Origin of the sequence: Blastococcus aggregatus (assembly GCF_900221005.1) — a bacterium.
In the GTDB taxonomy this organism is placed as follows: Bacteria; Actinomycetota; Actinomycetes; order Mycobacteriales; family Geodermatophilaceae; genus Blastococcus; species Blastococcus aggregatus.
The window spans coordinates 481,081-504,667 of sequence record NZ_OBQI01000005.1; the positions used below are offsets into that span (position 1 = coordinate 481,081).

General features: G+C 69.1%; 23 protein-coding genes. 14 read left to right on the forward strand and 9 right to left on the reverse strand.

The genetic code is table 11. From position 1 onward, the window contains the following. Nucleotides 1-20 precede the first annotated feature (20 nt). The 4 genes from CRP29_RS18065 to CRP29_RS18080 all read left to right on the forward strand — a co-directional run bounded on the left by CRP29_RS18065 (nt 21) and on the right by CRP29_RS18080 (nt 5,229). Nucleotides 21-1,205 carry an acyl-CoA dehydrogenase family protein gene (locus tag CRP29_RS18065; RefSeq protein WP_097196408.1) on the forward strand — a complete coding sequence of 395 codons (1,185 nt, stop codon included), beginning with the start codon at nt 21-23 and terminating at the stop codon, nt 1,203-1,205. A 28-nt stretch (nt 1,206-1,233) separates the two neighbouring features. After that, entirely contained in the window at nt 1,234-2,322 is a 1,089-nt protein-coding gene (locus CRP29_RS18070) for an acyl-CoA dehydrogenase family protein (RefSeq protein ID WP_176523023.1), read from the forward strand. Nucleotides 2,323-2,327: 5 nt separating this feature from the next. Next, nucleotides 2,328-3,872 (forward strand): acyl-CoA synthetase, encoded by a 1,545-nt coding sequence (locus CRP29_RS18075; RefSeq protein ID WP_097196410.1) that lies wholly within the window; start codon nt 2,328-2,330, stop codon nt 3,870-3,872. A 103-nt stretch (nt 3,873-3,975) separates the two neighbouring features. Next, complete coding sequence (locus CRP29_RS18080) at nt 3,976-5,229, forward strand: acetyl-CoA C-acetyltransferase (protein WP_097196411.1); 1,254 nt, start codon at nt 3,976-3,978, stop codon at nt 5,227-5,229. Nucleotides 5,230-5,289: 60 nt separating this feature from the next. Here the strand turns inward: CRP29_RS18080 and CRP29_RS18085 are convergent, their stop codons facing one another. The 3 genes from CRP29_RS18085 to CRP29_RS18095 are packed head-to-tail and all read right to left on the reverse strand — an operon-like array spanning nt 5,290 to nt 7,647. Then, nucleotides 5,290-6,072: an enoyl-CoA hydratase gene (locus CRP29_RS18085; RefSeq protein WP_097196412.1), complete on the reverse strand. Its 783-nt coding sequence runs from the start codon at nt 6,070-6,072 to the stop codon at nt 5,290-5,292. Continuing rightward, nucleotides 6,072-6,845, reverse strand: a complete 774-nt coding sequence (locus tag CRP29_RS18090) for an SDR family NAD(P)-dependent oxidoreductase (RefSeq protein ID WP_097196413.1) — start codon at nt 6,843-6,845, stop codon at nt 6,072-6,074. The genes CRP29_RS18085 and CRP29_RS18090 overlap by 1 nt, the downstream gene beginning before the upstream one ends. Next, complete coding sequence (locus CRP29_RS18095; protein ID WP_097196414.1) at nt 6,835-7,647, reverse strand: enoyl-CoA hydratase/isomerase family protein; 813 nt, start codon at nt 7,645-7,647, stop codon at nt 6,835-6,837. Before CRP29_RS18095 ends, CRP29_RS18090 begins: the two co-directional genes overlap by 11 nt. Nucleotides 7,648-7,729: 82 nt before the next feature. On the opposite strand from CRP29_RS18095, the gene CRP29_RS18100 reads away from it, so the two are divergent. Further along, nucleotides 7,730-8,986: an acyl-CoA dehydrogenase family protein gene (locus tag CRP29_RS18100; RefSeq protein WP_097196415.1), complete on the forward strand. Its 1,257-nt coding sequence runs from the start codon at nt 7,730-7,732 to the stop codon at nt 8,984-8,986. Next, complete coding sequence (locus tag CRP29_RS18105; RefSeq protein ID WP_097196416.1) at nt 8,983-10,356, forward strand: phosphotransferase family protein; 1,374 nt, start codon at nt 8,983-8,985, stop codon at nt 10,354-10,356. The genes CRP29_RS18100 and CRP29_RS18105 overlap by 4 nt, the downstream gene beginning before the upstream one ends. A gap of 64 nt (nt 10,357-10,420) precedes the next feature. Here CRP29_RS18105 and CRP29_RS18110 read toward each other — a convergent pair whose 3' ends face one another. The 3 genes from CRP29_RS18110 to CRP29_RS18120 all read right to left on the reverse strand — a co-directional run bounded on the left by CRP29_RS18110 (nt 10,421) and on the right by CRP29_RS18120 (nt 13,795). Then, complete coding sequence (locus CRP29_RS18110; protein WP_097196417.1) at nt 10,421-11,989, reverse strand: HNH endonuclease signature motif containing protein; 1,569 nt, start codon at nt 11,987-11,989, stop codon at nt 10,421-10,423. A 71-nt stretch (nt 11,990-12,060) separates the two neighbouring features. Further along, nucleotides 12,061-12,495: a hypothetical protein gene (locus CRP29_RS18115; protein WP_141437164.1), complete on the reverse strand. Its 435-nt coding sequence runs from the start codon at nt 12,493-12,495 to the stop codon at nt 12,061-12,063. Between the two features lie 568 nt (nt 12,496-13,063). Further along, nucleotides 13,064-13,795 carry a restriction endonuclease gene (locus CRP29_RS18120; RefSeq protein ID WP_217991653.1) on the reverse strand — a complete coding sequence of 244 codons (732 nt, stop codon included), beginning with the start codon at nt 13,793-13,795 and terminating at the stop codon, nt 13,064-13,066. A gap of 130 nt (nt 13,796-13,925) precedes the next feature. On the opposite strand from CRP29_RS18120, the gene CRP29_RS18125 reads away from it, so the two are divergent. Then, nucleotides 13,926-14,819 (forward strand): hypothetical protein, encoded by an 894-nt coding sequence (locus CRP29_RS18125; RefSeq protein ID WP_141437165.1) that lies wholly within the window; start codon nt 13,926-13,928, stop codon nt 14,817-14,819. Nucleotides 14,820-14,850: 31 nt separating this feature from the next. On the opposite strand, the gene CRP29_RS18130 is transcribed toward CRP29_RS18125, so the two are convergent. Both CRP29_RS18130 and CRP29_RS18135 read right to left on the reverse strand, forming a co-directional pair. Then, a complete protein-coding gene (locus CRP29_RS18130) occupies nt 14,851-15,369 on the reverse strand; it encodes a hypothetical protein (protein ID WP_141437166.1) in 519 nt (172 codons plus the stop codon). A gap of 445 nt (nt 15,370-15,814) precedes the next feature. Beyond that, nucleotides 15,815-16,729, reverse strand: coding sequence for a phytanoyl-CoA dioxygenase family protein (locus CRP29_RS18135; RefSeq protein WP_141437167.1), 915 nt, complete (start codon nt 16,727-16,729; stop codon nt 15,815-15,817). A gap of 157 nt (nt 16,730-16,886) precedes the next feature. On the opposite strand from CRP29_RS18135, the gene CRP29_RS18140 reads away from it, so the two are divergent. From CRP29_RS18140 to CRP29_RS18175, 7 genes are all read left to right on the forward strand, one after another. Continuing rightward, nucleotides 16,887-17,426, forward strand: coding sequence for a GNAT family N-acetyltransferase (locus CRP29_RS18140; RefSeq protein WP_176523024.1), 540 nt, complete (start codon nt 16,887-16,889; stop codon nt 17,424-17,426). A 136-nt stretch (nt 17,427-17,562) separates the two neighbouring features. Next, entirely contained in the window at nt 17,563-18,021 is a 459-nt protein-coding gene (locus CRP29_RS18145) for a GNAT family N-acetyltransferase (protein WP_097196423.1), read from the forward strand. A 164-nt stretch (nt 18,022-18,185) separates the two neighbouring features. Next, nucleotides 18,186-19,409 carry a pentapeptide repeat-containing protein gene (locus CRP29_RS18150; RefSeq protein WP_176523025.1) on the forward strand — a complete coding sequence of 408 codons (1,224 nt, stop codon included), beginning with the start codon at nt 18,186-18,188 and terminating at the stop codon, nt 19,407-19,409. Nucleotides 19,410-19,680: 271 nt separating this feature from the next. After that, nucleotides 19,681-19,974, forward strand: a complete 294-nt coding sequence (locus CRP29_RS23835; RefSeq protein ID WP_176523026.1) for a site-specific integrase — start codon at nt 19,681-19,683, stop codon at nt 19,972-19,974. A gap of 10 nt (nt 19,975-19,984) precedes the next feature. Beyond that, nucleotides 19,985-20,560, forward strand: coding sequence for a tyrosine-type recombinase/integrase (locus tag CRP29_RS18160; protein WP_097196426.1), 576 nt, complete (start codon nt 19,985-19,987; stop codon nt 20,558-20,560). A 140-nt stretch (nt 20,561-20,700) separates the two neighbouring features. Then, nucleotides 20,701-21,528: an RNA polymerase sigma factor gene (locus CRP29_RS18165; RefSeq protein WP_141437168.1), complete on the forward strand. Its 828-nt coding sequence runs from the start codon at nt 20,701-20,703 to the stop codon at nt 21,526-21,528. A gap of 1,031 nt (nt 21,529-22,559) precedes the next feature. Then, complete coding sequence (locus tag CRP29_RS18175; RefSeq protein ID WP_097196429.1) at nt 22,560-22,943, forward strand: type II toxin-antitoxin system VapC family toxin; 384 nt, start codon at nt 22,560-22,562, stop codon at nt 22,941-22,943. A gap of 392 nt (nt 22,944-23,335) precedes the next feature. Here the strand turns inward: CRP29_RS18175 and CRP29_RS23080 are convergent. Further along, nucleotides 23,336-23,587, reverse strand: a 252-nt coding sequence (locus CRP29_RS23080; protein WP_217991654.1) for a hypothetical protein, incomplete at its 5' end; no start/stop codon positions are given.

Here is a 23,587-nt window from a genome sequence, read left to right on the forward strand (position 1 = left end):
CCGCAGGAAGGACCATCACCATGTCGACCGACGAGTTCAGGGCCAAGGCCCTGGCCTGGCTCCAGCAGAACGCCAAGCCGTTCGACGACAACGAACCCAGCAGCGGCGGCGCGACGATCGAGGAGTCCAAGGCCTTCCAGAAGGGCCTGTGGGAGGCCGGGCTCGCCGGCATCACCTGGCCGAAGGAGTACGGCGGCCAGGGCCTCGGCACCGCCGAGCAGCTCGCCTTCAACGAGGTGGCCGCCGACTTCCGGATGCCCGTCGGCCCGTTCGTGATCGGCCTGGGCATGCCCGCGCCCGTGCTGCTCGAGTTCGGCACCGAGGAGCAGAAGAAGCGCCACATCGCGCCGATGCTGCGCGGCGACGAGATCTGGAGCCAGCTGTTCTCCGAGCCCAGCGGCGGCTCGGACGTGGCCAGCCTGCAGACCTCCGCCGTGCGCGTCGAGGACGGCTGGCTGATCAACGGCCAGAAGGTGTGGACCTCCGGCGCCCAGTTCAGCGACTTCGGCGCCGTGCTGGTCCGCACGGACCCGACCCGGCCCAAGCACCAGGGCATCACGATGTTCATCGTCGACCTGCACCACCCCGGCGTCACCGTGCGCCCGCTGGTCGTGGCCACCGGTGACGCACCGTTCAACGAGGTCTTCTTCGACGACGTCCACGTCCCCGAGGACGCGGTCATCGGCGAGGTCAACAACGGCTGGGCCGTGGCCGTGGCGATGCTGCGCTACGAGCGGGTCACCATCGGCACCGGCGTCCGCGCGCGCGCCAACCCCCTGGGCTACGACGCACTGGTCGAGCTGGTCCGGGCCCGCGGTCTGGACGACGACCCGTCGGTGCGCCGGACGCTCGCCCAGGTCTACGCCCGCGAGAGCGCCATGCGGTCCTACAGCGCGGTGCTGCACCAGGAGGCCAAGGCCGGCGTGCCGATCGGCGCGCGCGGATCGGCGGCCAAGCTGGCCGGCGCCACCTTCCCGCTCTGGGTCTCCGACCTCGTCCAGGAGATCTTCGGCGAGGAGATCGCACTGCAGACCCGGGACACCCTCCCGATCGCCCGCTCGATCCTGGCCGCGCCCGGTGGCGCGACCGCCGGTGGGTCCAACGAGATCCAGCGCAACATCATCGCCGAGCGCGTCCTGGGCCTGCCCAAGGACGCCGGCGTCGACAAGAACGTGCCCTTCAACCAGCTCAAGCTGTCCAAGTGACCGCCGCGTCAGCCCAAGGAGCCACTCCGTGACCCTCATCGACACCGACGACCAGCGCGATCTGGCGAGCAGCGTCAAGCGCTTCGTCTCCGGTCAGGCGCCGATGGCCGCCGTGCGGAAGACCATCGCCTCCGAGGCCTCGTTCGACCCGGACGTGTGGCGTCGGCTGAGCCAGGAGCTCGGCGTCGCCGGCCTCCCGATCCCCGAGCAGTACGGCGGCGCCGGTGCCTCGTGGTCCGACCTCGTCGTCGCGCTGCGCGAGCTCGGCTCCGGCCTCGTGCCGACGCCGGTGCTGGCCACCAGCGTCCTGGCCACCGGCACGCTGCTCGCCCTGGACGACGAGGAGGCCCGGGCCACCTGGCTGCCGCGCTTCGCCGAGGGCACCGCCGTCGGCACGCTCGCGGTCAGCGAGGGCGCGCGCAGCCCGTGGGCCGTGGCCGACTCGACCTGCGTCGTCGAGGACGGCACGGTCACCGGCACGAAGACGGCCGTCCTCAACGCCGCCGAGGCCGACGTCCTGCTGGTCACCACCGCCTCGGGCGTCGTCCTCGTGGAGAAGGGCGCGCCGGGTCTCACCATCACGCCCGCCGACGCGCTGGACCTGACCCGCGGGATCGCGACCGTCACCCTGGAGCGCACCCCCGGCCGGCTGCTCGCCGGCGACGCGGCCGCGGCCGTCGACGCGGTGGCGGACCTCGCGAACCTCGCCCTGGCCAGCGAGCAGGCCGCGGCGACCAAGGCCTGCCTGGACATGACGACCGAGTACGCCAAGATCCGCTACAGCTTCGGCCAGCCGATCGGCATCTACCAGGGCGTCAAGCACCCGCTCGCCGACATCTACACCGACTGGGCGCTCACCGACGCCGCCATCCGCAAGGCGTCGGAGTCGCTGGCCGAGGGCAGCGAGACCGCGTCGCTCGACGCGGCCGTCGCCCGGCACCTGGCCTCCTCCGGGTACGTCGAGGCGGCCAAGCAGACGATGCTGCTGCACGGCGGCATCGGCTTCACCTGGGAGCACGACGCGCACCTGTACTACCGCAACGCCATCACCGGGAACGTGCTGCTCGGCGGCCCGGCGGCCCAGCAGGACCGCATCGCGCAGAAGCTGGGGGTCTGACCGCCATGTACCCAGGAACCTGGGCCCAGAAGACGCCGGACAAGCTCGCGATCGTCATGAGCGGCTCCGGCCGCTCCCTGACCTACCGCGAGCTGGACGACAACAGCCGGCGGACGGCGCACTTCCTCCGCGACACCGTCGGACTGGCGACGGGCGACTCCGTGGTGGTGCTCAGCGACAACGTGCCCGAGGCCCTGGAGCTGTACTGGGCCGGCGTGCGGATCGGGCTGTACGTCACCTTCGTCAACAGCCACCTCGCCCCGGCCGAGGCCGAGTACATCGTCGAGAACTCCGGCGCGCGGGTGCTGTTCGTGTCGGCGAACCTGGCCGACCTCGCCGCGAAGCTGCAGACCCCGGGCGTGGAGCACCGGCTGGCCTTCGGCGGGACGCTCCCCGGCTACGGCAGCTACGAGGAGGTGCGGGACGCCTCCTCCGACGCCCCCATAGAGGACCAGCCCCGCGGCGACACGATGCTCTACTCCTCGGGCACGACCGGGCGGCCGAAGGGCATCAAGCGCCCGCTGACGGGTGACTCCGTGGACCAGCAGAGCAACATGTCGGCCGTGCTGCAGCTGCTGTACGGGATGACGGAGAACACCGTCTACCTCTCCCCCGCGCCGGCGTACCACGCAGCACCGATGGCGTTCATGGCCGCGGTCCAGTCGCTGGGCGGCACCGTGGTGATGATGGAGAAGTTCGACCCGGAGGGCGTCCTCGAGGCGATCCAGCGGTTCTCCGTCACCGAGACCCAGATGGTGCCGACGCACTTCGTGCGGATGCTCAAGCTGGAGGAGGACGTCCGCAGCCGCTACGACCTGTCGTCGCTGAAGATGGTCATCCACGCGGCGGCACCGTGCCCGCCCGACGTGAAGCGGGCGATGATCGACTGGCTCGGCCCGATCATCATGGAGTACTACTCCTCGACCGAGGCCGCCGGTTCGACGTTCATCGACTCGGCCACCTGGCTGGAGCACCCCGGCTCCGTGGGCAAGCCCAGCACCCCCGGTGCGCTGCACATCTGCGGACCGGACGGCAAGGAGCTCGGCCCGGGCGAGATCGGGACGGTCTACTTCGCCTCCGCGACCGAGAGCCGGCCGTTCAGCTACCACGGTGACGAGCAGAAGTCCCGGAGCGCCGAGCACCCCGAGCACCCCAACTGGACGACGGTGGGCGACCTCGGCTACGTGGACGAGGAGGGCTTCCTCTACCTCACCGACCGCTCCTCGTTCATGATCATCTCGGGTGGCGTGAACATCTACCCGCAGGAGATCGAGAACGTCTTCACCCTGCACTCCGCGGTCGCCGACATCGGGGTCATCGGTGTGCCGGACCCCGATTTCGGTGAGCGCGTGGTGGCGTTCGTCGAGCCCGCTGAGGGCGTCGAGGCGACGCCGGAGCTGGCCGGGGAACTGGCGGCCTTCGCCCGCGAGCACCTGTCCGGCTTCAAGGTGCCGCGGGAGTTCCACTTCCGCGAGGCACTTCCCCGCACGCCCACCGGCAAGATGGTCAAGGGCAAGCTGCGCGAGGAGTACGCCAGCACGGTGAGCTGACGGCGGTCGACCGTCGAACCTCGTCGACGCCATGACCGACGAGCCGCTCGAGCCGGGCGGGCACCGTGCCTGCCGGTGAACGAAAGTCCTCAGGAGCATCTGCATGACCGAAGCACTGATCATCGACGCCGTGCGCACCCCGCGCGGAACCGGCAAGGTGGGCAAGGGGGCCCTGTCGCACATGCACCCCCAGCACCTCGCCGCCACGGTCCTCAAGGCGCTGAAGGACCGGAACGACCTCGACACCTCCGAGGTGGACGACATCATCTGGTCCACCTCGTCGCAGAAGGGCAAGCAGGGCGGCGACCTGGGGCGGATGGCCGCGCTCGACGCCGGCTACGACGTCAAGGCGTCCGGGGTGACGCTCGACCGCTTCTGCGGCGGCGGCATCAGCGCGGTGAGCCTCGCGGCGGCCCAGGTCATGTCCGGCATGGAGGACCTGGTGATCGCGGGCGGTACCGAGATGATGTCGGGCACGGGCGCCCTGGCCCAGGAGGAGCGGGCGGCCGGGCTGACGATGTACGGCATGGGTGCGGGCAACGCCCGGCTGCAGCAGGTGCACCCGCAGTCGCACCAGGGCGTGTGCGGTGACGCGATCGCCACCCTCGAGGGCATCACCCGCGAGGACCTGGACGCCCTCGGCCTGCGCAGCCAGCAGCGCGCCGCGGTGGCCATCGCCGAGGGACGGTTCGACAAGAGCCTCGTCCCGGTGCTCGACGACGACGGCAACGTCGTCCTGGACAAGGACGAGTACCCGCGTCCCCAGACGACCGCCGAGGGTCTGGCTGAGCTCAGGCCCGCCTTCACCAAGATCATGGACATGCCGCTGGACGCGGAGGGCAACACCGCCCGCGGGCTGATCAACCAGAAGTACCCGGAGCTCGACATCCAGCCGCTCCACCACGCGGGCACCTCGTCCGGCGTCGTCGACGGCGCCGCGGCGGTCCTCCTGGCCTCGCCTGCCTACGCGGAGAAGCACGGCCTGACGGCGCGTGGCCGCGTCGTGGCCACCGCCAACGTCGGCGACGACCCGACCCTGATGCTCAACGCACCGGTCCCCGCGGCCAAGAAGGTGCTGGCGAAGGCCGGGCTCACCAAGGACGACATCGACCTCTGGGAGATCAACGAGGCCTTCGCCGTCGTCGCCGAGAAGTTCATCCGGGACCTCGAGCTCGACGTGGACAAGGTCAACGTGAACGGGGGCTCGATCGCCCTCGGCCACCCGATCGGCGCCACCGGCGCGATCCTGATCGGCACGATCCTCGACGAACTCGAGCGCACCGGTGGTCGCTACGGACTCGTCACCATGTGCGCGGCGGGCGGCATGGCGCCGGCCATCATCGTCGAGCGCCTCTGACCCGACCCCGGCGAGCGCAGGGCGGTCGGCGACCTGCCGCCCTGCGCTCGCCGACCCGGGTCAGGCCGTCTGGGCGCGGCCGCGGTCGATGACGCCGGCCCGACGCCGCTCCACATCGGCCGGGTCGAAGCCCGCCCGCCACGCCGCCGAGGTGGCGGCCTCGATCCTCGGTCCGTCGCCCACGAGCGAGGCCTCGATGTCCCGGTAGGAACGCAGCAGCGCCCGCACGCCGGCCTGGTCGTTGCCCACGATGGAGGCGGCGACGCGTTGGGCGGCCGGCAGCAGGTCCTCGTGGGCGACCACCTCGGTCACCAGGCCGGCCCGCAGTGCCTCGTCGGCGGAGAGGTAGTCACCGGTCAGGCTCATCCGCCGGGCGAGCCCACGCCCCACCATCAGCGGGAGCAGCACGGACAGTCCCCAGCCCGGGAGGACGCCGACCCGGGCGTGGGTGTCGGCGAAGCGGGCCCGCTCCGAGGCGATCAGGATGTCGCAGTTGAGCGCCAGTTCGAGGCCGCCGGTGACGGCGAACCCGTTGATGGCGCCGATCACCGGCTTGGCCAGCGGCGCCCACGGGAACCACGAGGGCACGCCGTCGTCGCGGGTCCCGTTCGACAGGTTCTCGCCGGAGCTGCCGAGCTGCGTGAGGTCCAGCCCCGCGCAGAACGCAGGATCGGCCCCGGTGAGGACGACGACGTCGACCTCGTCGTCGGTGTCGAGACCCGCCATGGCCGCCCGCAGGTCACCCAGCAGCGCAGCATCGAGCGCGTTGCGCACTGCCGGACGGTTGAGGGTCACCGTCGCGACCCGGTCGACGCATTCGACGAGCAGGCTCGGCGCGGCCATCAGAACGTTCCCCCGTTGACGACGACCCGCTGGTCGTTGACGTAACCGCTCTCCGGGCCGACGAGGAAGCGCACGGTCCGTGCCACGTCCTCGGGAGCGCAGACCCGACCGAACGGCGACCGCTCGTCGAGCTCGTGGATGTCGGACACGTCCCGGGTGGCCCGCGCCAATCGGCGGCCCATGTCGGTGTCGACCAACCCGGGGGCGACGATGTTCACCCGCACCCCCTGTGCCCGCTCCTCGCGGGCGAGGGTGTGCGCGAGCGCCTCGACGGCGGCCTTGCCCATCGAGTACGGCGCACCCCGCGCACCCCAGGTGGACGCGGCGATGCTGCTGATGAAGACGACGTCGGACCGGTCCTGCGCGCGCAGGTGCGGCAGGGCGGCCCGCGCCAGCTGGTGCGGCCCGACGGCGTGCACCTCCAGCAGCCAGCGGACCTCGTCGGCGGGGGTGTCCGCGACGGCGTGCCCCCGGCTGGCGACGCCGGCGTTGCTGACCAGGATGCCGAGCGAGCCGAACTCCGCCACGGCCGCGGCGACCGCGCGCTCGCTCGCCTCGCCGTCCTCGATGCTCGCCTCGACCGCGAGCACCGCGGCGCCCCGGCTCGTGAGGTCCTCCACGAGCGCGTCTGCCGCCGTCCGGTCCCGCCGGTAGGTGAGGACGACGGCTGCTCCGGACAGCGCCAGTTCGCTGGTGATCGCCGCCCCGATGCCACGGCCACCGCCGGTGACGAGCGCGACCCTGCCGGTCAGCGGGCGGGGGTCAGCGGCCACGGAAGGCGGGGGCGCGCTTGTCCCGGAACGCGTGGCCGGCCTCGACCGCGTCGTCGGTGGCGAAGTTGATCTCCTGGCTGCGCGCCTCGTCCTCGAGGGCGCGTTCCAGGCCGGCCTCGAAGGAGTCGTTGAGCATCCGCTTGGACTGGCGCATGGCCACGGGCGGGCCGGCCAGGAGCCGCTCCGCCAGGGCGTCGACCGCGGCGTCGAGGTCGGCCGGGTCGACGACCTCGCGGACGAGGCCCCAGCGGTGGGCCTCCTCGGCGCCGAGCATGTCGCCGAGCAGCACCAGTTCCTTGGCGCGGTGCAGCCCGATCAGCCGCGGCAGCAGCCACGACCCGCCGAAGTCGACCGAGAGCCCACGCTTGACGAAGATCTCGGAGAAGCGGGCGCGGGTGGACGCGACGACGAAGTCACACCCGAGCGCGAGGTTCATCCCGGCGCCGACGGCCACGCCGTCGACCCTGGCGATCGTGGGGATCGGGAGCCGGTGCAGCGCGAGGCAGGCCTGGTTCACCTCCGACATGCGCGCCATCGGTGGCCGAGCCTCCCGCTCGACGGACAGGTCCGCGCCGGCGCAGAAGTCGCCGGCGGCCCCGGTCACGACGAGCACCCGGGCATCGCTAGCCGCCACCGCGGCGAGCGAGTCGCGCAGCAGGAGCCAGGCCGGGTGCGACATCGCGTTCTTGCGTCGAGGGTTGTTCAGCGTCAGCCTGGCCACGTCGCCCTCGCGGCTGAGCAGGACGGATGGAGCGCTGTCCTCCACAGCGCCGGCCTCGGGCGCTGCTGTGACGGCGGTCATACCCGGAGCCTGCGGACATCCGACGTCGATGTCAACATCGCTCCCACAGCTCCCCGGCCACCGGCTCTCCGGAAGGATCGACGTGGACTTCTCCCTGCCGACGCACCTGACCGATCTGCTCGACGAACTCGACCGTTTCATCGAGGCGGAGATCGAGCCGCTGCAGCAGCAGGACGACAACATGCGGTTCTTCGACCACCGCCGGGAGTTCGCCCGTACCGACGTCGAGGCCGGGGGCACACCCACCCGGGCATGGGAGGAGCTGCTCGCGGAGGCCCGGCGCAGGGCCGACGCCCGGGGGTTCTTCCGCTACAGCCTGCCCGAGGAGCTCGGCGGCCGGAACGGCTCCAACCTGGACATGGCGGTGATCCGCGAGCACCTCGCGCACCGCGGACTCGGGCTGCACAACGACCTGCAGAACGAGCACAGCATCGTCGGGAACGTCGTGTTCGGACAGCTGCTGCACCTCTTCGGCACGCCGGAGCAGAAGGCCGAGTTCGTCGAGCCGCTGATCACCGGGGAGCGCGGCCTCGCCTTCGGGCTGACCGAGCCCGACCACGGCAGCGACGCCACGTGGATGGAGACCACCGCCGTGCGCCGCGACGGCGACTGGGTGATCGACGGGCGCAAGCGCTGGAACACCGGTGTGCACACCGCGACCCACGACGTCGTGTTCGCGCGCACGTCCGGACAGCCGGGTGCCGCCCGGGGCATCACCGCCTTCATCGTCCCGACCGACAGCCCTGGCTTCTCCGTGCCCTTCTACTGGTGGACGCTCAACATGCCCACCGACCACGGCGAGGTGGAGCTCGACGGGGTGCGGGTGCCCGATTCCGCGATCCTGGGGGCCGAGGGCGAGGGGCTGGCCGTGGCCCAGACGTTCGTGCACGAGAACCGGATCCGGCAGGCCGCCTCCGGCGTGGGCGCGGCGCAGTACTGCATCGACGAGTCGGTCCGGTACGCGAAGCAGCGGGTCACCTTCGGCAAGCCGCTGTCCGAGCGGCAGGCGATCCAGTTCCCGCTGGTCGAGCTGCACACCGAGGCGGAGCTGCTCCGCACGCTGATCCGCCGCACGGCGGTCGAGATGGACGAGCTCGCCGCGCGTGGGGAGTCGGCCGTCTCCATCGGCCACCGGGTGTCCATGTGCAACTTCCGCGGCAACCGGTTGGTCTGCGACGCCGCCGACCGGGCGATGCAGGTGCACGGCGGGATGGGCTACAGCCGGCACCTGCCCTTCGAGCACATCTACCGGCACCACCGCCGGTACCGGATCACCGAGGGAGCCGAGGAGATCCAGATGCGCCGGGTGGCCGGCCAGCTCTTCGGCTTCCTGCGGTGACCGGCCGCTCCGTCGTCGACGACCTGGCCGCCCGGCTGGCCGATCGGCTGTCGGCTCTGGCGGGATCTCCCGTGCGCGTGCACGGACTGGCCCGGCTGTCCGGCGGGGCGAGCCGGGAGACCTGGGCGTTCACGGCGGAGGGCGCCGACGGATCGCATCGGCAGCTGATCCTGCGCAGCGGGGCAGGAACCGGCGGCGTGGCCCTGCGCGTCGAGGGCGTGGCCATGGGGGCGGCCGCCCGGGCGGGCGTGCCCGTTCCCGAGGTGGTCGATGCGGGGGACGACGGCGGCGCGCTCGAGCACAGCTACCTGGTCATGGCGCGCGTCGAGGGCGAGACGATCCCCCGGCGGCTGCTGCGCGACGAGCAGTTCGCCGTCGTCCGGCCGCGACTGGTGACCGAACTCGGCGCGGTGCTGGCCCGACTGCACGCCGTCCCCCTCGACCAGCTTCCCGGCGTCGACCCCGCCGGTGATCCGCTCACCCGGCTGCACACGGACTACCTCGGGGACGGGCCGCCACCGCCCGGCCTGGCCCTGGGTCTGCGCTGGCTGGCCGAGAACCGGACAGAACCGGGGCCGGAGTCGCTGGTGCACGGCGACTACCGGCTGGGCAACCTGATGATCGGCCCCGAGGGACTGACCGCCGTCCTGGACTGGGAGCTCGTCCACATCGGTGACCCTCTGGAAGACCTCGGCTGGCTCTGCGCGAAGGTGTGGCGCTTCGGCTCGCCCCTGGCGGCAGGCGGGCTGGGGACCCGGGAGCAGCTGCTGGACGCCTACGCCGAGGTGGCCGGCTGGCGGCCCACCGCGGCGCAGCTGCAGTGGTGGGAGCTCCACGCCACGGTGCGGTGGGGGCTGATGTGCCGGGTCATGGCCGAGCGCCACCTGTCGGGCGCGGAGCCGTCGGTCGAGCTGGCCGCCATCGGCCGCCGGGCGTGCGAGCAGGAGTTCGACGTCCTCCTCGCCCTCGGCCTCGCCGAGCCCGAGACCGCCGAGGGCGTCGCAGCGCCGCCGGAAGGAGGCGCTGACCTCTACGGCCGGCCGAGCGCGGCCGAGCTCGTGGCCGCCACCCGGACCTTCCTCACCGACTCCGTCCGGCCGGAGACCACCGGCCGCACCGCGTTCCACGCCCAGGTCGCGGTCAACGTGCTGGCCATGGTCGAGCGGGAGCTGCGGCTGGGCGATGCTGCCCGGGCTCGCCACCGGGCCGCGCTGGACGGGCTGGACTGTGCCGACGACGCGGCGCTCAGCCGGGCGATCTCCGCCGGCGCGCTCGACGACCGCTGGGACGAGGTGCTCGACGTGGTGCGGGCCGGTGTCCGCGACCGTCTGCTGGTCGCGAACCCCCGGCACCTGGCCCTCCCCGGCTGAGGTTGGCCCGGCCGCGGCGGCGACGATGCTGTCCGCCGACACCGAGGCCTGACCGCCCGCGGCGTCAGAACGGCGGCGGGTCCTCGCTCGGCGGTGGTGGTGCCGGGGGTGGGGCGGGTGGCTCGGTCAGCACCCGCCACCCCGGTGGCCGGCTGATCCGGGTGACGCCGGACGGCGTGATCACGGTGAGCACTCCGTCGTCGCCCAGGGTGTGGCTCCAGCTGTCGGCGTGGGTCTTGAGCCGGTGGTGCCGGCGACACAGGCAGCAGAGATTCGCGCAGTCGGTCGCACCGCCGTCGGCGTGCGCCGTGACGTGGTCCAGGTCCGCCCAGCCGGCGCGCACGCCACAGCCGGGATGGCGACAGGTCCGGTCGCGGGTGGTGAGGAAACGGCGCTGCGCCACCGACGGGCGGTAGCGGTCCACCTCCGGCGGCACGGTGAGCACCGGGCACCCGCACGTCGTTGCGGGGTGGTCGGGGCAGCCACGGGCGACAAGGCGCTCGAGCTCCGGTCGTCCGGTCACGGCGAGGAGCCGGCCGGAGGAGTCGGTGATCGCGAGGTCGAGGGTGCCGCCGGTCGGCGCCTGCAGCCCGCCGGGGCAGAGCGCGTCGAGCTGCTCGAGTAGTTCGCGCAGGTGCGCGGCGGTGATGGCCTCCCCGTCGACCTCTCCGACCGGAGCCGGATCGCCGGCTGGGCGGAACGCGGCCGGGAGCGGAGCACCTCCGTCGAGGAAGGCCCCGGCGCTCAGCGCGGGAAGCGGGGCGATCACCGTGAGGTGCGCGGTCACCGACGGCTGCTGCTCCCACGGGCGCAGGAGCAGGTCGATGCCTGCCCCGACCCGGAGCATCCCGATCGGACGACGGTCGCCGGCCTCCCGGGCGGCATGGGCGTGCGCGTCGAGCGTCTGTCGGCAGGCCAGCGCCTCGGGGTGCGGCATCAGCATGCTGAGCTCGCTCATCCCGTTGCCGACGGGCCGGACCTTCACGTCCGCGGCGTCACGGGCCTCCTTCCGGCGCCGGTCGACCGCTGCGGCGTCGCGGGCCACCAGCTCCCGCCGCACGAGCTCGCGGAGCTGCCGCACGGAGAGCTCGGTCGCGACCGGCAGGACCGCGGCCTCCACCGCCGCGACGGCCGACGGATCGGTGCCGTCGGCCGGGCGGCCCAGCTCCGCGGCGATGCCCCGGGCGCGCGGCCAGTCCAGCCGTCCCGTGGCCAGCTCGTGCCAGGTGGCGGGCAGGCGGGACGCCATCGTCCAGGCCTGGTCGAGCAGCGTCACCGCGGCCGTCCGGCTGGTGTTCAGGATCAGCGCGAGCTCGTCGAGGACGAACTCGCTCGTACCGTGCGGACCGACGCCTGACTGCCCGGCCCGCCCGGCGCGGGGGTCTTCGGAGGCGGGGCGGTCCGCTGCGATGTCGAGGGCCAGCTCGAGCTTCAGCGCGGCCAGCTGCGCCTCGGCGGCAGAGATCTGCTGCAGGAGCGCGGCCGACTCGGCCGATGTCCGCCGGCGCGGCAGCCACGCACCGAGCCCCTCGAACTGCGGCTCCGGATCGGGGTCGACCAGCGCCCATGGCGAGGGCTCGGCATCGACCGTCACGACGGTCACACCGACCGCGAAGGCGCCGCTCGATGTCATGCCTCCAGGCTAGGGGCGGGGTACGACAATTCCGGCGCTGAGCAGCGAGGACGCCGACGAGCGATTCCCGGTCACGCGCAGACTGAGGGTTCCAGGGCCGGCCACGCCTCGACCGTGTCGTCGTCCACCAGGTAGGCCGTCGAGCCGTCGTCCGCGAGCCACAGCTCCACCCCGGCGGCGTTCTCGTAGCCGGTCGGCAGGGCGTCGTCGGGCAGCTCGGCATCGGCGTGGAACGAGGCGGCGGTGTAGTCGTCCATGACGCCCTCGGGATCGCGCACGAACGAGCCGCCGGCGGCTGGCGATTCCCGGGGCACGGAGAACGAGAGGATCAGCGCCGCGTCCTGCTGGCAGTGCGCCGGGCCGGCGTACATCTGGAGATCGGCGTCCGAGACCGCCCGGCCGTCGCGCTCCCAAGCCTCCAGCAGCCGCTCCTGGTCGTCCGCGCCGCAGGCCGACACGGCGAAGGCGAGCAGGGCGAGAGGCGGCAGCCACCGGCGAGCGGTCACGCGCGCCATCGTGGCCTTCGGCCCGGCGGCGGTTGCCGACCGCGACGGGATCGCGGCCGAACCGTGACCGCCGGCTGACGCCAACCCCGTCCCGGAAAGCACGAAGCCCCTGGCCGCCGTACGCGATGGCCAAGGGCTGGGGAGCGCTCCCTCGACTGGACTTGAACCAGTAACCCTGCGAGAACCATTCGGCCTTGTTGAGAATCAACGGCTGTCGATGAAAAGCCAGCTCAGGGGCCCAGCGGGTGGTTGGGGACGATTGGCTGTGATCGTGTCTCGACGGAGATTTGTTGGTCGTATGTTGGTCGCACTCGGCAGCCTGCGGATGACCCGCTCGCGCCGACAAGCCATCGCTGTCGACAAGCACGGCATCGCTCGACGCGCATCGGGAGCTGGCGTCGTCGTCTGGCGTCGTCGTCTGGCGTCGTCGTGGAGCGCTCACCCCTGCGCTAGTCGGTCTCCGGATCAGCCCAGCCACCTGTGGTTGCGAGTAATACCGCGACCGCCTTCTTTCGCCCTGCTGCGAAGCACATGTGCGCTTGCTACCGCCTGAGCACCACCGGAGGTCCTACCACTCTTGGACTTTGGCCTCGAGTTCCAATGAGAGTGCCTCGGCCTTGTCCACCTCAAGTCCGAGACCGTCGACGAGTTCACTGCGTGACGCAGCGGCCAGGAAGTCGTCGCTATCGCCGGTGCCGAAACTTAACCCATAGGGGATCGGCCAGCGGTTCAGATGGACCGCGTCGAGGGCCCGCTGCGCGGTCGAGACCATGGCGTACCCCCGCAGCAACTGGTCACCGTCGATGCCTTTGCGCGTTCGCGATGTGTTCCCGCGAGTGACAGTGAAGGTCTGCAGCCGGGCCTCAATCTGGGCGAGGCGGCGGCGATAGTCGTTGAATTGCAAGTCCTCGTACTCCCACGTCGACTCTCCGCGGAGTTCCGCAAGGCTCGTCAACCTGATGTTGCTTCGGGTCGCGAGCGCGACGGCACCCGACTGGAAACCGGCTTCGCTCAGCAGGATGCCGCGATCAGCACCGACGTCATCGACGATGCTGATCAACGCGGCGACGTGGAGCTTTGAGACGCGAGTCTTCCAGCGCTTGCACTCCACGATCCACAGCAACTGCTGGCCGGCCCGTTGGCCGCGCACCGCAACATCGACAGCGTGGCGCCCGCGGATGCCTTCAATGGTCTCGTTCGTCGAAGCGGTGAGTCCCAGGCTGCGGAAGAACAGCGCCGCCTCCTCCTGATAGTCGGCCCAGGCTGGCATGCCGCCCATACTGCACTGCGGCTCGGCCACTCCTGGACCCAGCGCTCCGTCAGATGCCTAGGCGCACGGGCGTCTGCTGCGGTCGGCGCGTTCAGCTGACCCAGAGATATGGGACGTTATTCAACGGTCCCTGTCAGACCTGACGGCTAGCGTCGGGGACGTGACCGAGCCAGTTGAGGACGAAGCTCAAGAGACGACGGCCCTGGTGCTGCGCACCCTGTCTTCAGGGGTCAACCCAGGACCATGGCCACAGCCTTACCCCACGACCGTTGAGACGGCGATCGAGTGGCAGAAAACCGGCGTCCACGCCACGTGGTCGGAGATGCACGGCGCGACCCATGGTCTTCCGAAGGGGCGGCTGTCCGAACTCATCGGGCGCGTGGCCGCAACGGGTGAGCAGCTCGGACTCGCCTGGACCTGTGAGCAGGACATGCGCCTGTGGCTCGATCCCAGCGCTCCCACCGGCGATCGCCGCTCGACCTCGGCTCGGGCGCTGGCAGAGATCACGGGGTACTACGCCATCAGCGCTGGCCATGGTCTGGCCAACGTCACGCTCCGGACGTTGCTCGTACATCCTGACGCCGCGGCCATCATCAATAAGGACAACAAGAGCGCACAGGGCTTCGCGCCCTTCAGCAGCGTCCCTGCAGTCTGGGTGCCGCTCAACGAAAAGGTCGCAAAGCTGCTGAAGGCAGCTGCCCTCCCCGTCGGTCAGCCGTCTGTCGATCGGATGGTCGACTACGTGCTGACACTGACTGGACATCCGCACTGGCAGGCCCTGACGAGTCGTCGCCACGTCGACTTCCACCGCTGGCGACCTCAGAGCGTCGTTGGTGGCGTAGCGACGCACAACCCCTGGGAGGAAGGCGCCGATGGAAGCAGCACGCTGACGATGTACGGCAGTAGCCAGCACCAGCCGCCGGAGACCCAAGAACTCATTGACGAGGCGTCGGCGGGACTCGCCGTCTTGGCCGAGACCATGGCGGACTGGATGGCTGCATGGCCTGCGGCGCTTCGCGAGCTGGGGGTACCGGTCTTCAAGGAAGAGGCGTGACGACGGATCCTCCTTCGCAGAGGCCCCAGGCTTAAGGCAGCCCGTGGGCGGGGCCGCGGCCGATCTGCTTTTCCAACCAAGCGACGAGGGGCTGGGCGTGATCGAGGTCTGCCTCAACGCTGCGTCGTTGTTGTTCAGAGCCCGATCGCTGCAAGACAAGGTCGCTGACTGTAAGCCGGAACATGAGGGCGCGAACAACAAGCTGATCTAGCTCGGCCACAGCTTCTGCAACCGGCAGCAGGGCGAGGTCAGCCCCATGCCAAAGGATGGCGTCGACGATCACTCCGGCTTGTGTGTAGCCCGCCGGCCGACGGTAGGGGCTGAAATCGATGACTGCCGGGTCGAGGTTGTCGTGCCAAAGGATGTTTCCTGCCATGTCCCCATGCACCAGTTGGCTCGGCGCCTCGATAGGCCGCTTAAGTCGCTGCAACGACCGCAGCGTCTTGGTGCCTGGTCCCCGCCATGACGCCACCTCCTCGTCCCACGAGACTCGGTCGGCAACCGTGTAGATGCTTGGCGGCTGCGGCGGCAGTGGCCGATCGATCTTCATGAGCGCAGACGAGAAGCGCCTGGCAAGTTTGAGTGCTTGAGGCCATGGGCCTCCACTGAGCCGGTGTTCACCACCTACTGCGCTCCACGCCGTCCAGCCATCAAACACGTAGGCACCCGGTTGCCCAAGTGGTCTAGCGACTCGAAAACCGTCCGGCTCGATGGCGGCCATGACCTCCGCGATGAACTCGCCGACGATCGGCGACTCCGCCGGCTTCATCACTGCGGAGCCGACTGAGTACGTCCCGCCCTGGCCGCCCGGCAACTGATTCGGAGTTCCAGCTAGCCCGAAGCGAGCGATAACACGTTCGCTGGGAGGGCTTGGCGTCATATCAGCGACATTAGGTCTTGCAGCGTCACACCCCACGGCTCTGAGGCGCCGCGCACGGCGTCCTCGGTCCTGCGACTGACGACGACCTGGGGACGACCTGACGGCCCACTGGTGGTCACTCCGCCCGAGTCCACGGAGCCAGGTCCAGACTCGGATAGCGCAGAGCCATCCCGGCCAAGGTCTCGGCAGTCCAGTACGGGTGCCCCGGTGGAGGGAAGCCGAGAGCTTGCAACTGCCGCGCGGTCGCTCGACCGACGAAGGCCGACCACTCCGAAGAGAAGCTGCGTACCGCCCAGCCAACCCGTTGGCCCCACTGGAGTTGGGCCGGTCGGAAACAGACCTGCATGCTGTAACGGGCGCCTCGTGGTGCGGTGAGACCCGTGCCCCGGTGCACGGTCCCAGGCTCGAAGGCGATGACGGTGCCAGCAGGGCCGGCTCCGGAAACTTCTGCTGCATAGAGCTCCGGACTTCCGCTGTCGTCCGTATACCGCGATTCGCTCACCTGGCCCGGCCTCAGGAACCAGTTGGGCAACGCGGGCAGTCGGTCGGTATGGCGACGGGACACCAGGTGTGGCGGCCCAAGATCCTCGGGGACGTCGGTGAGGAAGACGAATATCTCGACCTGCCTACAGCCCGGGGTCGTACTGGGCACCAGGATGCTGTGGTTCAGGTAGTCCCGGTGGAGGTCTTGGTCGTAGTCGCAGGCCCCGGTGAATTTGGCCCACGATTCGGCGCCATACAGGTGGAAGTCGCTATCGTCCAGTAGCACCGAGGCCAGCTCCAGCAGCCGCTCGCTGACGGCTAACAAGCTGAGTTCGGTGCTCTTGAAAGGGAACGTGTCGATGCCGGCGAACTCGTCGCCGATGAAGCGGTCCCGCCGAGCATCAGTGCCGTCATGGAAGCCCTCGGCCGTCGGGAACTGAGAGGGCAGATCCCGGACCACAGGCGCCAGTTCCTCGGGCGGGATGAACGCCGGGAGGATGGCGAAGCCATCGGTATGCCAGCTCTTCGCCGCATCGGAGAGTTTCATCCGCAGAGGCTCAACGTCCCGGACGTGCCTGGCAACGGCTTTTCGGTCAACAGGCGCGAGCCACCGATGGACCGTTCATGCACATCCAGGTGGCTCGCCCGGGGCGCGGGCTGCGGAGCGACGGCCGTCGAACGGCGCTTCCGGTCATCATCTGGGCATGCAAACTCCGCCCGTCACCCTGGCCGCAGGCAGCGATCTCAGACTTCGGCTGCTTAAAGAGGGCGACGCCGTGGCACTCCAACGCGCAATCGACGAGAGCCGGGACCACCTCGTACCGTTCATGCCGTTCGCCACAACCGACCCGTCGGACCTTGCGTTCCGGCGGTCGTGGATCGATGAGTGCCGGGAAGCCTTTCGCGCTGGACAACTGTTCCAGTACGGCATCTTTCGCACGGACGAGTTGATCGGCGGGTGCAGCATCCATCCCATCGACGACCGCACGGCCTCCATCGGCTTCTGGGTGCACGTCGAGCACGTCGGCCAAGGAGTTGCTTCCGCGGTGGCAGCCGCTCTCACGCAGGCTGCCCTCGAGGCTGGATGCGAGAGGGTCCGCATCCGTCACGACCGAGCGAACGCGGCCAGCGGGTCGATCGCCGCAGGTCTCGGTTACGAGCGCGTCGGCGAAGAACCACACGCGATCGACGCGCCGGGACAAACGGGCACCAGCGTCGTGTGGCTCCTCACGCGCACCGTCTGACGCCGCCCCCACGGTGGACAGCGCGGGTCCGACACCGCGTACCGACGTCAGCCTTGACCCGACCAGTGGAGGGACCGGAACGACTCGGGCCCTCCATCTCGGCACACGTGCTCGACGGACCGACAAGTATGTCGCCATGAGCATCGACGTCTTACCGGCCACTGAAGACGAAAAGCCGGTGGTGCGGCGGCTCCTAGAACTCAACTCGCACGACTTCTCCGAGTTCGACGGTCGAGATCTCGGCCCGACCGGCGAGTACGGCTACCGATACTTAGACCACTACTGGATCGAGCAGGAGGACCGCCACGCCTTCATCGTCCGAGTGGACGGGGCGATCGCCGGCTGTGTGCTGGTGCGGGCCGGTTCCCCGCATCGCTTCGGTGAGTTCTTCATCGTTCGCAAGCACCGCCGCAGCGGCGTGGGGACCAAGGTTGCCCGCGCCGTCTTCGACCGCTTTCCCGGTGCGTGGCTGGTGGAGGAGATCTCCGGTAACGACGCCGCTGTTGCTTTTTGGCGGCGAGCCATCCCGGTGGACTTCGAGGAGGCCGAAACAAGCTCTGGCACAAGCCAGCGATTCGTGAGCCGGGCTCATTGACAGGACCAAGAGCCGCTGAGCAAGACCGGTGGCCAAGCCCTGCTGGGCGTATGCCGAGGACCTCGGGGGTCCTTTTTGGCTCGTCACCTGCGTTAGCCGCCCCTGATGACAGAACGTCATCTAAGAGTCGAGCTAGGCGTGGGCGCTGCGGCATGATGGCGGGGGTGGCCCTTTTGCAGCAGCCACAGAGCCAAGCGGCCAACGACACGACACTTGAGACCTCTGGGGATAGCAAAGTCTTGAAGCCGACGCACACAATCCATGACCGAACCCGGAGGGCACTCCACGTCTGCGCCGTAGTTCTGGCGCTCGCTGTCGGAGGAGCACTTATAGCGGCAGCGATTGTATGGGCACCGCAGCGGCTCGTTGATGACGGAGGGGCACGAGCGGACGATCGAGGGGGCCTGTCGGCCAGTGAACAGATTGCGGCCGAGAACAGCGCTCGCACGACGCTGATTCAAGCCTTTGGCGGCCTGTTCCTACTGATCGGAGCAAGCTTTACGCTGAAGCAGCTGCGCATCAGTCGTGATCAACTGCAAGTAGCTTCAGCCCAGCAGGCCCTTTCGGCTGATCTCGGCCGCGCCACGCTCGAAGCGTCGCGACGAGCGCAGACTGACGAAGCGTGGACCAGGGCAGTCGATCAGATCGGCGCCACCAGCTTGACCACACGCCTGGGCGGTATTGCTTCGATGGAGAGGCTGGCGACAACCGACGACCATCTCAAAAGCGTAGTGATGGAGATATTGAGTGCCTACGTTCGAGATGCAACCGGCCGCTCGGCCTCGACGACAACGCTTGGCCCGAAGTCCCGCGGGTGGTGGGGCGAGCCAGCGCAACGGCCATCCGTTGACGTACAGCTCGCCTTACACGTCTTGGGACGACTTCGCCAGACAAAGCCAGGGTTGGAGCAATTACTCGAGATCACCGACCGGCGACTACTCGACTTTGAGTCGGCCAACTTGCGCGGAGCCAACCTCACGCTTGGGCGTTACGAAGGGGCCCAGTTCCATCGGGCTGACCTTGATGAGGCCAACCTAAGCGGTGGACATTTTGAAGGCGCGGTCTTCTACAAAGCATCAGCGGCGCGCGCCAACTTCGCCGGAGACTTTACCGCGGCGTTTTTCGCTGCGTGTGATCTAGCAGGCGCCGACTTTTCCGGCAGCACGCTTGTTGGTGCCTCGTTTGAGCATGCGAAGCTGCCTGCGGCTCGGTTCGACAATGCCGACCTGCGAGGCGCCGACCTTTCCTCCGCGGCACTTGATGCTCGAACATCATTTCTGGGGGCACTTTGCGACACCACCACGGCCTGGCCTGAAGGTTTCGACATCACGACTGAAGGCATTGGCATAGTGGTGGCGACTGACAACTCGGGGGACGACGACGCATGACGTGATCGTGCGCCCGTCAACATTCGTGGTGAAACATTTCGGTCAGCCATATTCACACGGGCCAGCCGTGCGGAGAGCCAGGCCCCGGTCACGGATGTCCAGCGCGGCTGCCCCTTGATGGTCCGCAAGCAGAACACGCGCTGTCACACCGAGTGGCTAGCGTCGAGCCCGTGACGCTCATCCACATCGCCGCACCCTTCTCAGCTCCGGTGCCTGTGGTTCGAGCAGCACCACTCGACCGGTTGCCAGGCTCGAACGACGACGATCCATCTTGCGTCTGGCCGCGGCCTGGCTCGTTGCGCACCCCGAGAACACCGCGACTGCCTACCGACGCGACCTCCAAGCGTGGGCGAAGTGGTGTGACACCTTGGCTGTGCACCCACTTGCTGCCGAGCGCCACCACGTCCACGCCTGGGTCCGTCAACTGCCGACGATGCCGCAGACGCGAACCGGTCGTCCCTCCTCGGCCGCGACCGTCGCACGGAGGCTTTCGGCCCTCGCCGGCTTTACGACTACGGCATCCATCACGCCGAGGTGCTTACCCACTCCCCCGCCGCGTCGGTAGCCGGCCAAAGGTGTCGGACGAGTCTCAAGAGGTTGGCCTCACCGCCGATGAACTCAGGCGTCTGCTCGCTACTGCCCAGGCGCACTCCTCACGCTCATCAGCGCTTGTCTCTGTGCTCACCTTCTGCGGACTGCGCATCTCCGAGGCACTTGGTGCACAAGTGCGCGACTACGGCCACGACCAAGGCCACCGCGTACTGAAGGTGACGCGCAAGGGCGGCAAGTCCGCTCGCGTCGCCCTCGCGCCGACTGTCGTGCGCTCACTCGACACCTACCTCGAGGCACGCACCGACGGGCCCATCTTCCTCGCAACCAACGGAGTCGACCGCTACGGCTACAAGGTCGCCTATGAGCAGCTGGGGCGGCTCTGTCGATCCGCGGGCCTGCCCGCCGGCGTCACGCCGCACAGCCTTCGCCACTCCTACGCCACCGAATCGCTGCGCCTGGGCGCTGCCCTCCAAGACGTGCAGGACGCTCTCGGTCACGCCGACCTGCGCACGACGCGGCGCTACGACCGCAGCCGGCACAAGCTCGACCGGTCCCCGAACTACCTGCTCGCCACTGCTCTGACCAGCGAAGACGCGTAGACTCGGCCCTCGATGCCTGGTCCTCCAGGAAGTTCTCCAAAAAATCTTGGAGCGGCGTGAGGGATGACCGCATCGGGTGGACTTAAGAGGAAACGACCAACGAGTCCTCGTTGGTCGCTGCCTCGATCCGGAGACCGCGCATGAGCCAGTCATCCCGCCGCGATGGCGGTCGCTGGGATGCGCCAACGGACATAGAACCTGTGCATCACCCCGAAGATCATCAACGAACCCAAGAGCTTGAGGACCACCTCGTTGACGACGATCGGCACCCCGACGCCGAGCAGCTCGATCGTCTTCTTGGCGACGCCGACTTGCTGCTGCGCCTGCAGCTGAGCAACTACGCGCCAGCGGTCTGGAACCTCATCGCCGAGGAATTCGCCCGCTACGGCCTGGCCGTCATCAGCTCGTGGATTCGCCGGGGGTTGATCTTCGGCTACGTCACCAAGGCCACCGGCTTCGGCTTCCCGAACATGGACTCCGACCGCGTCCGGGACCCCGAGACCGTTCACGATCTCGCCAGCATGACGGTGGTCAACGCCCTGGGCGCCTTCCTCGAAGTCGCGCTGAAGAAGAACAACTGGAGCCCCAGCAAGGGAGCCAGCCTGAAGACCTACTTCATCGGCCAGTGCAAGATCCAGTTCGCCAACGTCTATAAGGAGTGGTGGCGGGCCGAGGGTCGCCGGCCCCGCTCGGAATCCCTCGATCAGCTCGTCGAGCGCAACGTCTTGGCGCCCGTCCATGACAACGTCGAAGCCAGCTTCAACCGCGACGCCGAGCTTAGCGAGGCCTTGACCATGGTCGAGAGCGCCGAGGCGCAGTCCGCTCTCGTGTATCAGGCCGAGGGCTACACCTACGCCGAGATCGCCACCTTCATCGGCGCAGCCAACCCCAAGGTCGTCGAGAACTTGATCTTCCGGTGGAAGCGGCGCGTCCAGGAGATGGCCGCAGGAAAGCAGGAATCAGCATGAGGCAATCACCCAGCCCCAAGCGCTCGCTCAACGAGCTGATCGAGCGGTCGTCGCTTGGTAGCCCGCAGGCTCGTGCCGTGCGCCAAACCATCCCGTCCGAGGTCGCGGCCAAGCTCGTCGCCAGGTCCGCGACCCGCGGCGCCCGTCTCGGTTCATCGACCAAGAAAACCCGACGCGGTTGAGTGATCGCGCGCCGTAGCGGACCTATGAGCCGATAGGCGGGTCCAACCCCGGAGCCCCCCGGATAAGGAGGAATTCCATGGCTCGAGGCCACCGCAGTGCCATCACCGGCCGCTACATCAGCCGGGCTGCCGCTGCCCGTCACCCCCGCACGAGCGTAAGCGAGAGCGGGTCCAACCGCAGCAGCGGGACGCATCACCGCAGTGCCATCAGCGGTCGATACATCTCGCCGGCCGCCGCGGCACGTCACCCGAACACCAGCGTGACCGAGAAGGGCTAAGCCCTTCGCCATCGGCACCTGCTGACCAGCGAAGCCCCCCGCACCTCAATTGCGGGGGGCTTCGTTGGTGTGCGACGAACTTAGCTGAGGGCACCCAGGACGAGGCTGCCGTCGGCCGCGAGACTGCTGCGCTGATCAACCGCCAGGACCTCGAGGTGAGGTCGGCAGACGAGTACCCAGGTGGATTCGTTAAGGCCCTTCGGCCATGCACTGTCAGCCGACGACGAACACCCAACGACGCGGCACCTCGACTCGCACATACTGCGATCGTCGCTACTGCCACCGTGTGGTCCAGGGACGCTGCACACGACACGCCCTAGTCGCTCTGCTTGGGTAGCCGCGGACTCGAAGCCTTGCGCTCAACCGCCGTCTCAGAACTACGCTGGTTGATCATGACTGGGAGCGGTGCGGCCAAAGACGACCCCCTACGCGGGTGGGACCCCCGGCGTCGCGCTGCCCTCGAACGCATCTGGGCAGACTTCGACCACGCGGCCGGCACTGCCAACCTCAGCGACGAGCTGATAGCTGAACGGCGCCAGGAAGCTGCGGCCGAAGACCGCGCGCTCGAACTGTGATCGTCCTCGACGCCTCTGCCCTACTGGCGCTCCTGCATCGCGAACCTGGCTGGGAAGTCGTTGCGCGCGAAGCCGCAGACAACGACGCCACCGTGAGCGCGGTCAACTACGCCGAGGTCCTCCAAAAGGCGGCCAGCCGCTCGATTGAAGCTGAACGAGTTGACTCGGCGATCGAGGCGCTCGGGATCACCGTGAGCCCCTTCAGCCGTCTTGACGCTCGCCTCGCAGCGTCGTTTTTTCGTCCCCGCTCTGGACTGAGCCTGGCGGACCGGGTCTGCCTCTCACTCGCTCGTAGCCTGTCGAGCCCTGCTTTCACCGCGGACCGCGTGTGGCGCGACTGGGCAGAAGATCTAGCCGTCGACGTCCGAGTCATCCGTTAAGCGGACGGCTTCGCCCCTCGCTCAGCTCACACCCTCCCGTCATCGCCTTGTAGTTGCCGCCTCTTCGCGGGCCGTCGAAACCGTGCCTCTAACGAGGTGCCGACGACCCAAGGCAGGTACCCACCGCATGACCGCTTCCAAGGCGTGAAGGCGAGCCGGGTGAGCCGGGTGAGCCCCAGTGAACGCAGCGAGCCCCGCCCTGATCAAGCGGGGCACCGCTCGCGACATCACCGCAAGTACGGAATCACCTCCACCGCCAGCCGTGGCGTCCAGCCCAGCTCCCGCTCAACGATGAGGGGCGGCACGAGCACCGTGGTCCCTTCGTCGGGGTCTGGCTATCCGAACGACGACCGCAAGGCCAAGAACACGTTGGCCAATTCGAACAAGTCGAATTAGCCCCAGTCAGCCGTCATCTCATCGCCTAGGCAGACGTATCCGAACGCCAGGCCGGGACGCTCGGTCCGGTCGAGCTCCACCACCCACCAATCGCAATCCCCGACGCCCCGATGCGGACTGGAGAGCCGCAAGATCACGAGGCCACACACGTCTTGCATCTGCGGTAATAGTTGCGCTCCGTCGCCGACGGCGGAGCGCTCGCGGGCGTCACCGGCGAGGCTCGACGTCTTGCTGCCCGTCGCGATCCT

Coding starts and splice junctions, on each gene's coding strand:
- CRP29_RS18065 (WP_097196408.1), top strand. CDS start 21: ATGTCGACCGACGAGTTCAGGGCCAAGGCCCTGGCCTGGCTCCAGCAG.
- CRP29_RS18075 (WP_097196410.1), top strand. CDS start 2,328: ATGTACCCAGGAACCTGGGCCCAGAAGACGCCGGACAAGCTCGCGATC.
- CRP29_RS18080 (WP_097196411.1), top strand. CDS start 3,976: ATGACCGAAGCACTGATCATCGACGCCGTGCGCACCCCGCGCGGAACC.
- CRP29_RS18085 (WP_097196412.1), bottom strand. CDS start 6,072: ATGGCCGCGCCGAGCCTGCTCGTCGAATGCGTCGACCGGGTCGCGACG.
- CRP29_RS18095 (WP_097196414.1), bottom strand. CDS start 7,647: ATGACCGCCGTCACAGCAGCGCCCGAGGCCGGCGCTGTGGAGGACAGC.
- CRP29_RS18110 (WP_097196417.1), bottom strand. CDS start 11,989: ATGACATCGAGCGGCGCCTTCGCGGTCGGTGTGACCGTCGTGACGGTC.
- CRP29_RS18130 (WP_141437166.1), bottom strand. CDS start 15,369: ATGAAGATCGATCGGCCACTGCCGCCGCAGCCGCCAAGCATCTACACG.
- CRP29_RS18135 (WP_141437167.1), bottom strand. CDS start 16,729: ATGAAACTCTCCGATGCGGCGAAGAGCTGGCATACCGATGGCTTCGCC.
- CRP29_RS18140 (WP_176523024.1), top strand. CDS start 16,887: ATGCAAACTCCGCCCGTCACCCTGGCCGCAGGCAGCGATCTCAGACTT.
- CRP29_RS18145 (WP_097196423.1), top strand. CDS start 17,563: ATGAGCATCGACGTCTTACCGGCCACTGAAGACGAAAAGCCGGTGGTG.
- CRP29_RS18165 (WP_141437168.1), top strand. CDS start 20,701: ATGAGCCAGTCATCCCGCCGCGATGGCGGTCGCTGGGATGCGCCAACG.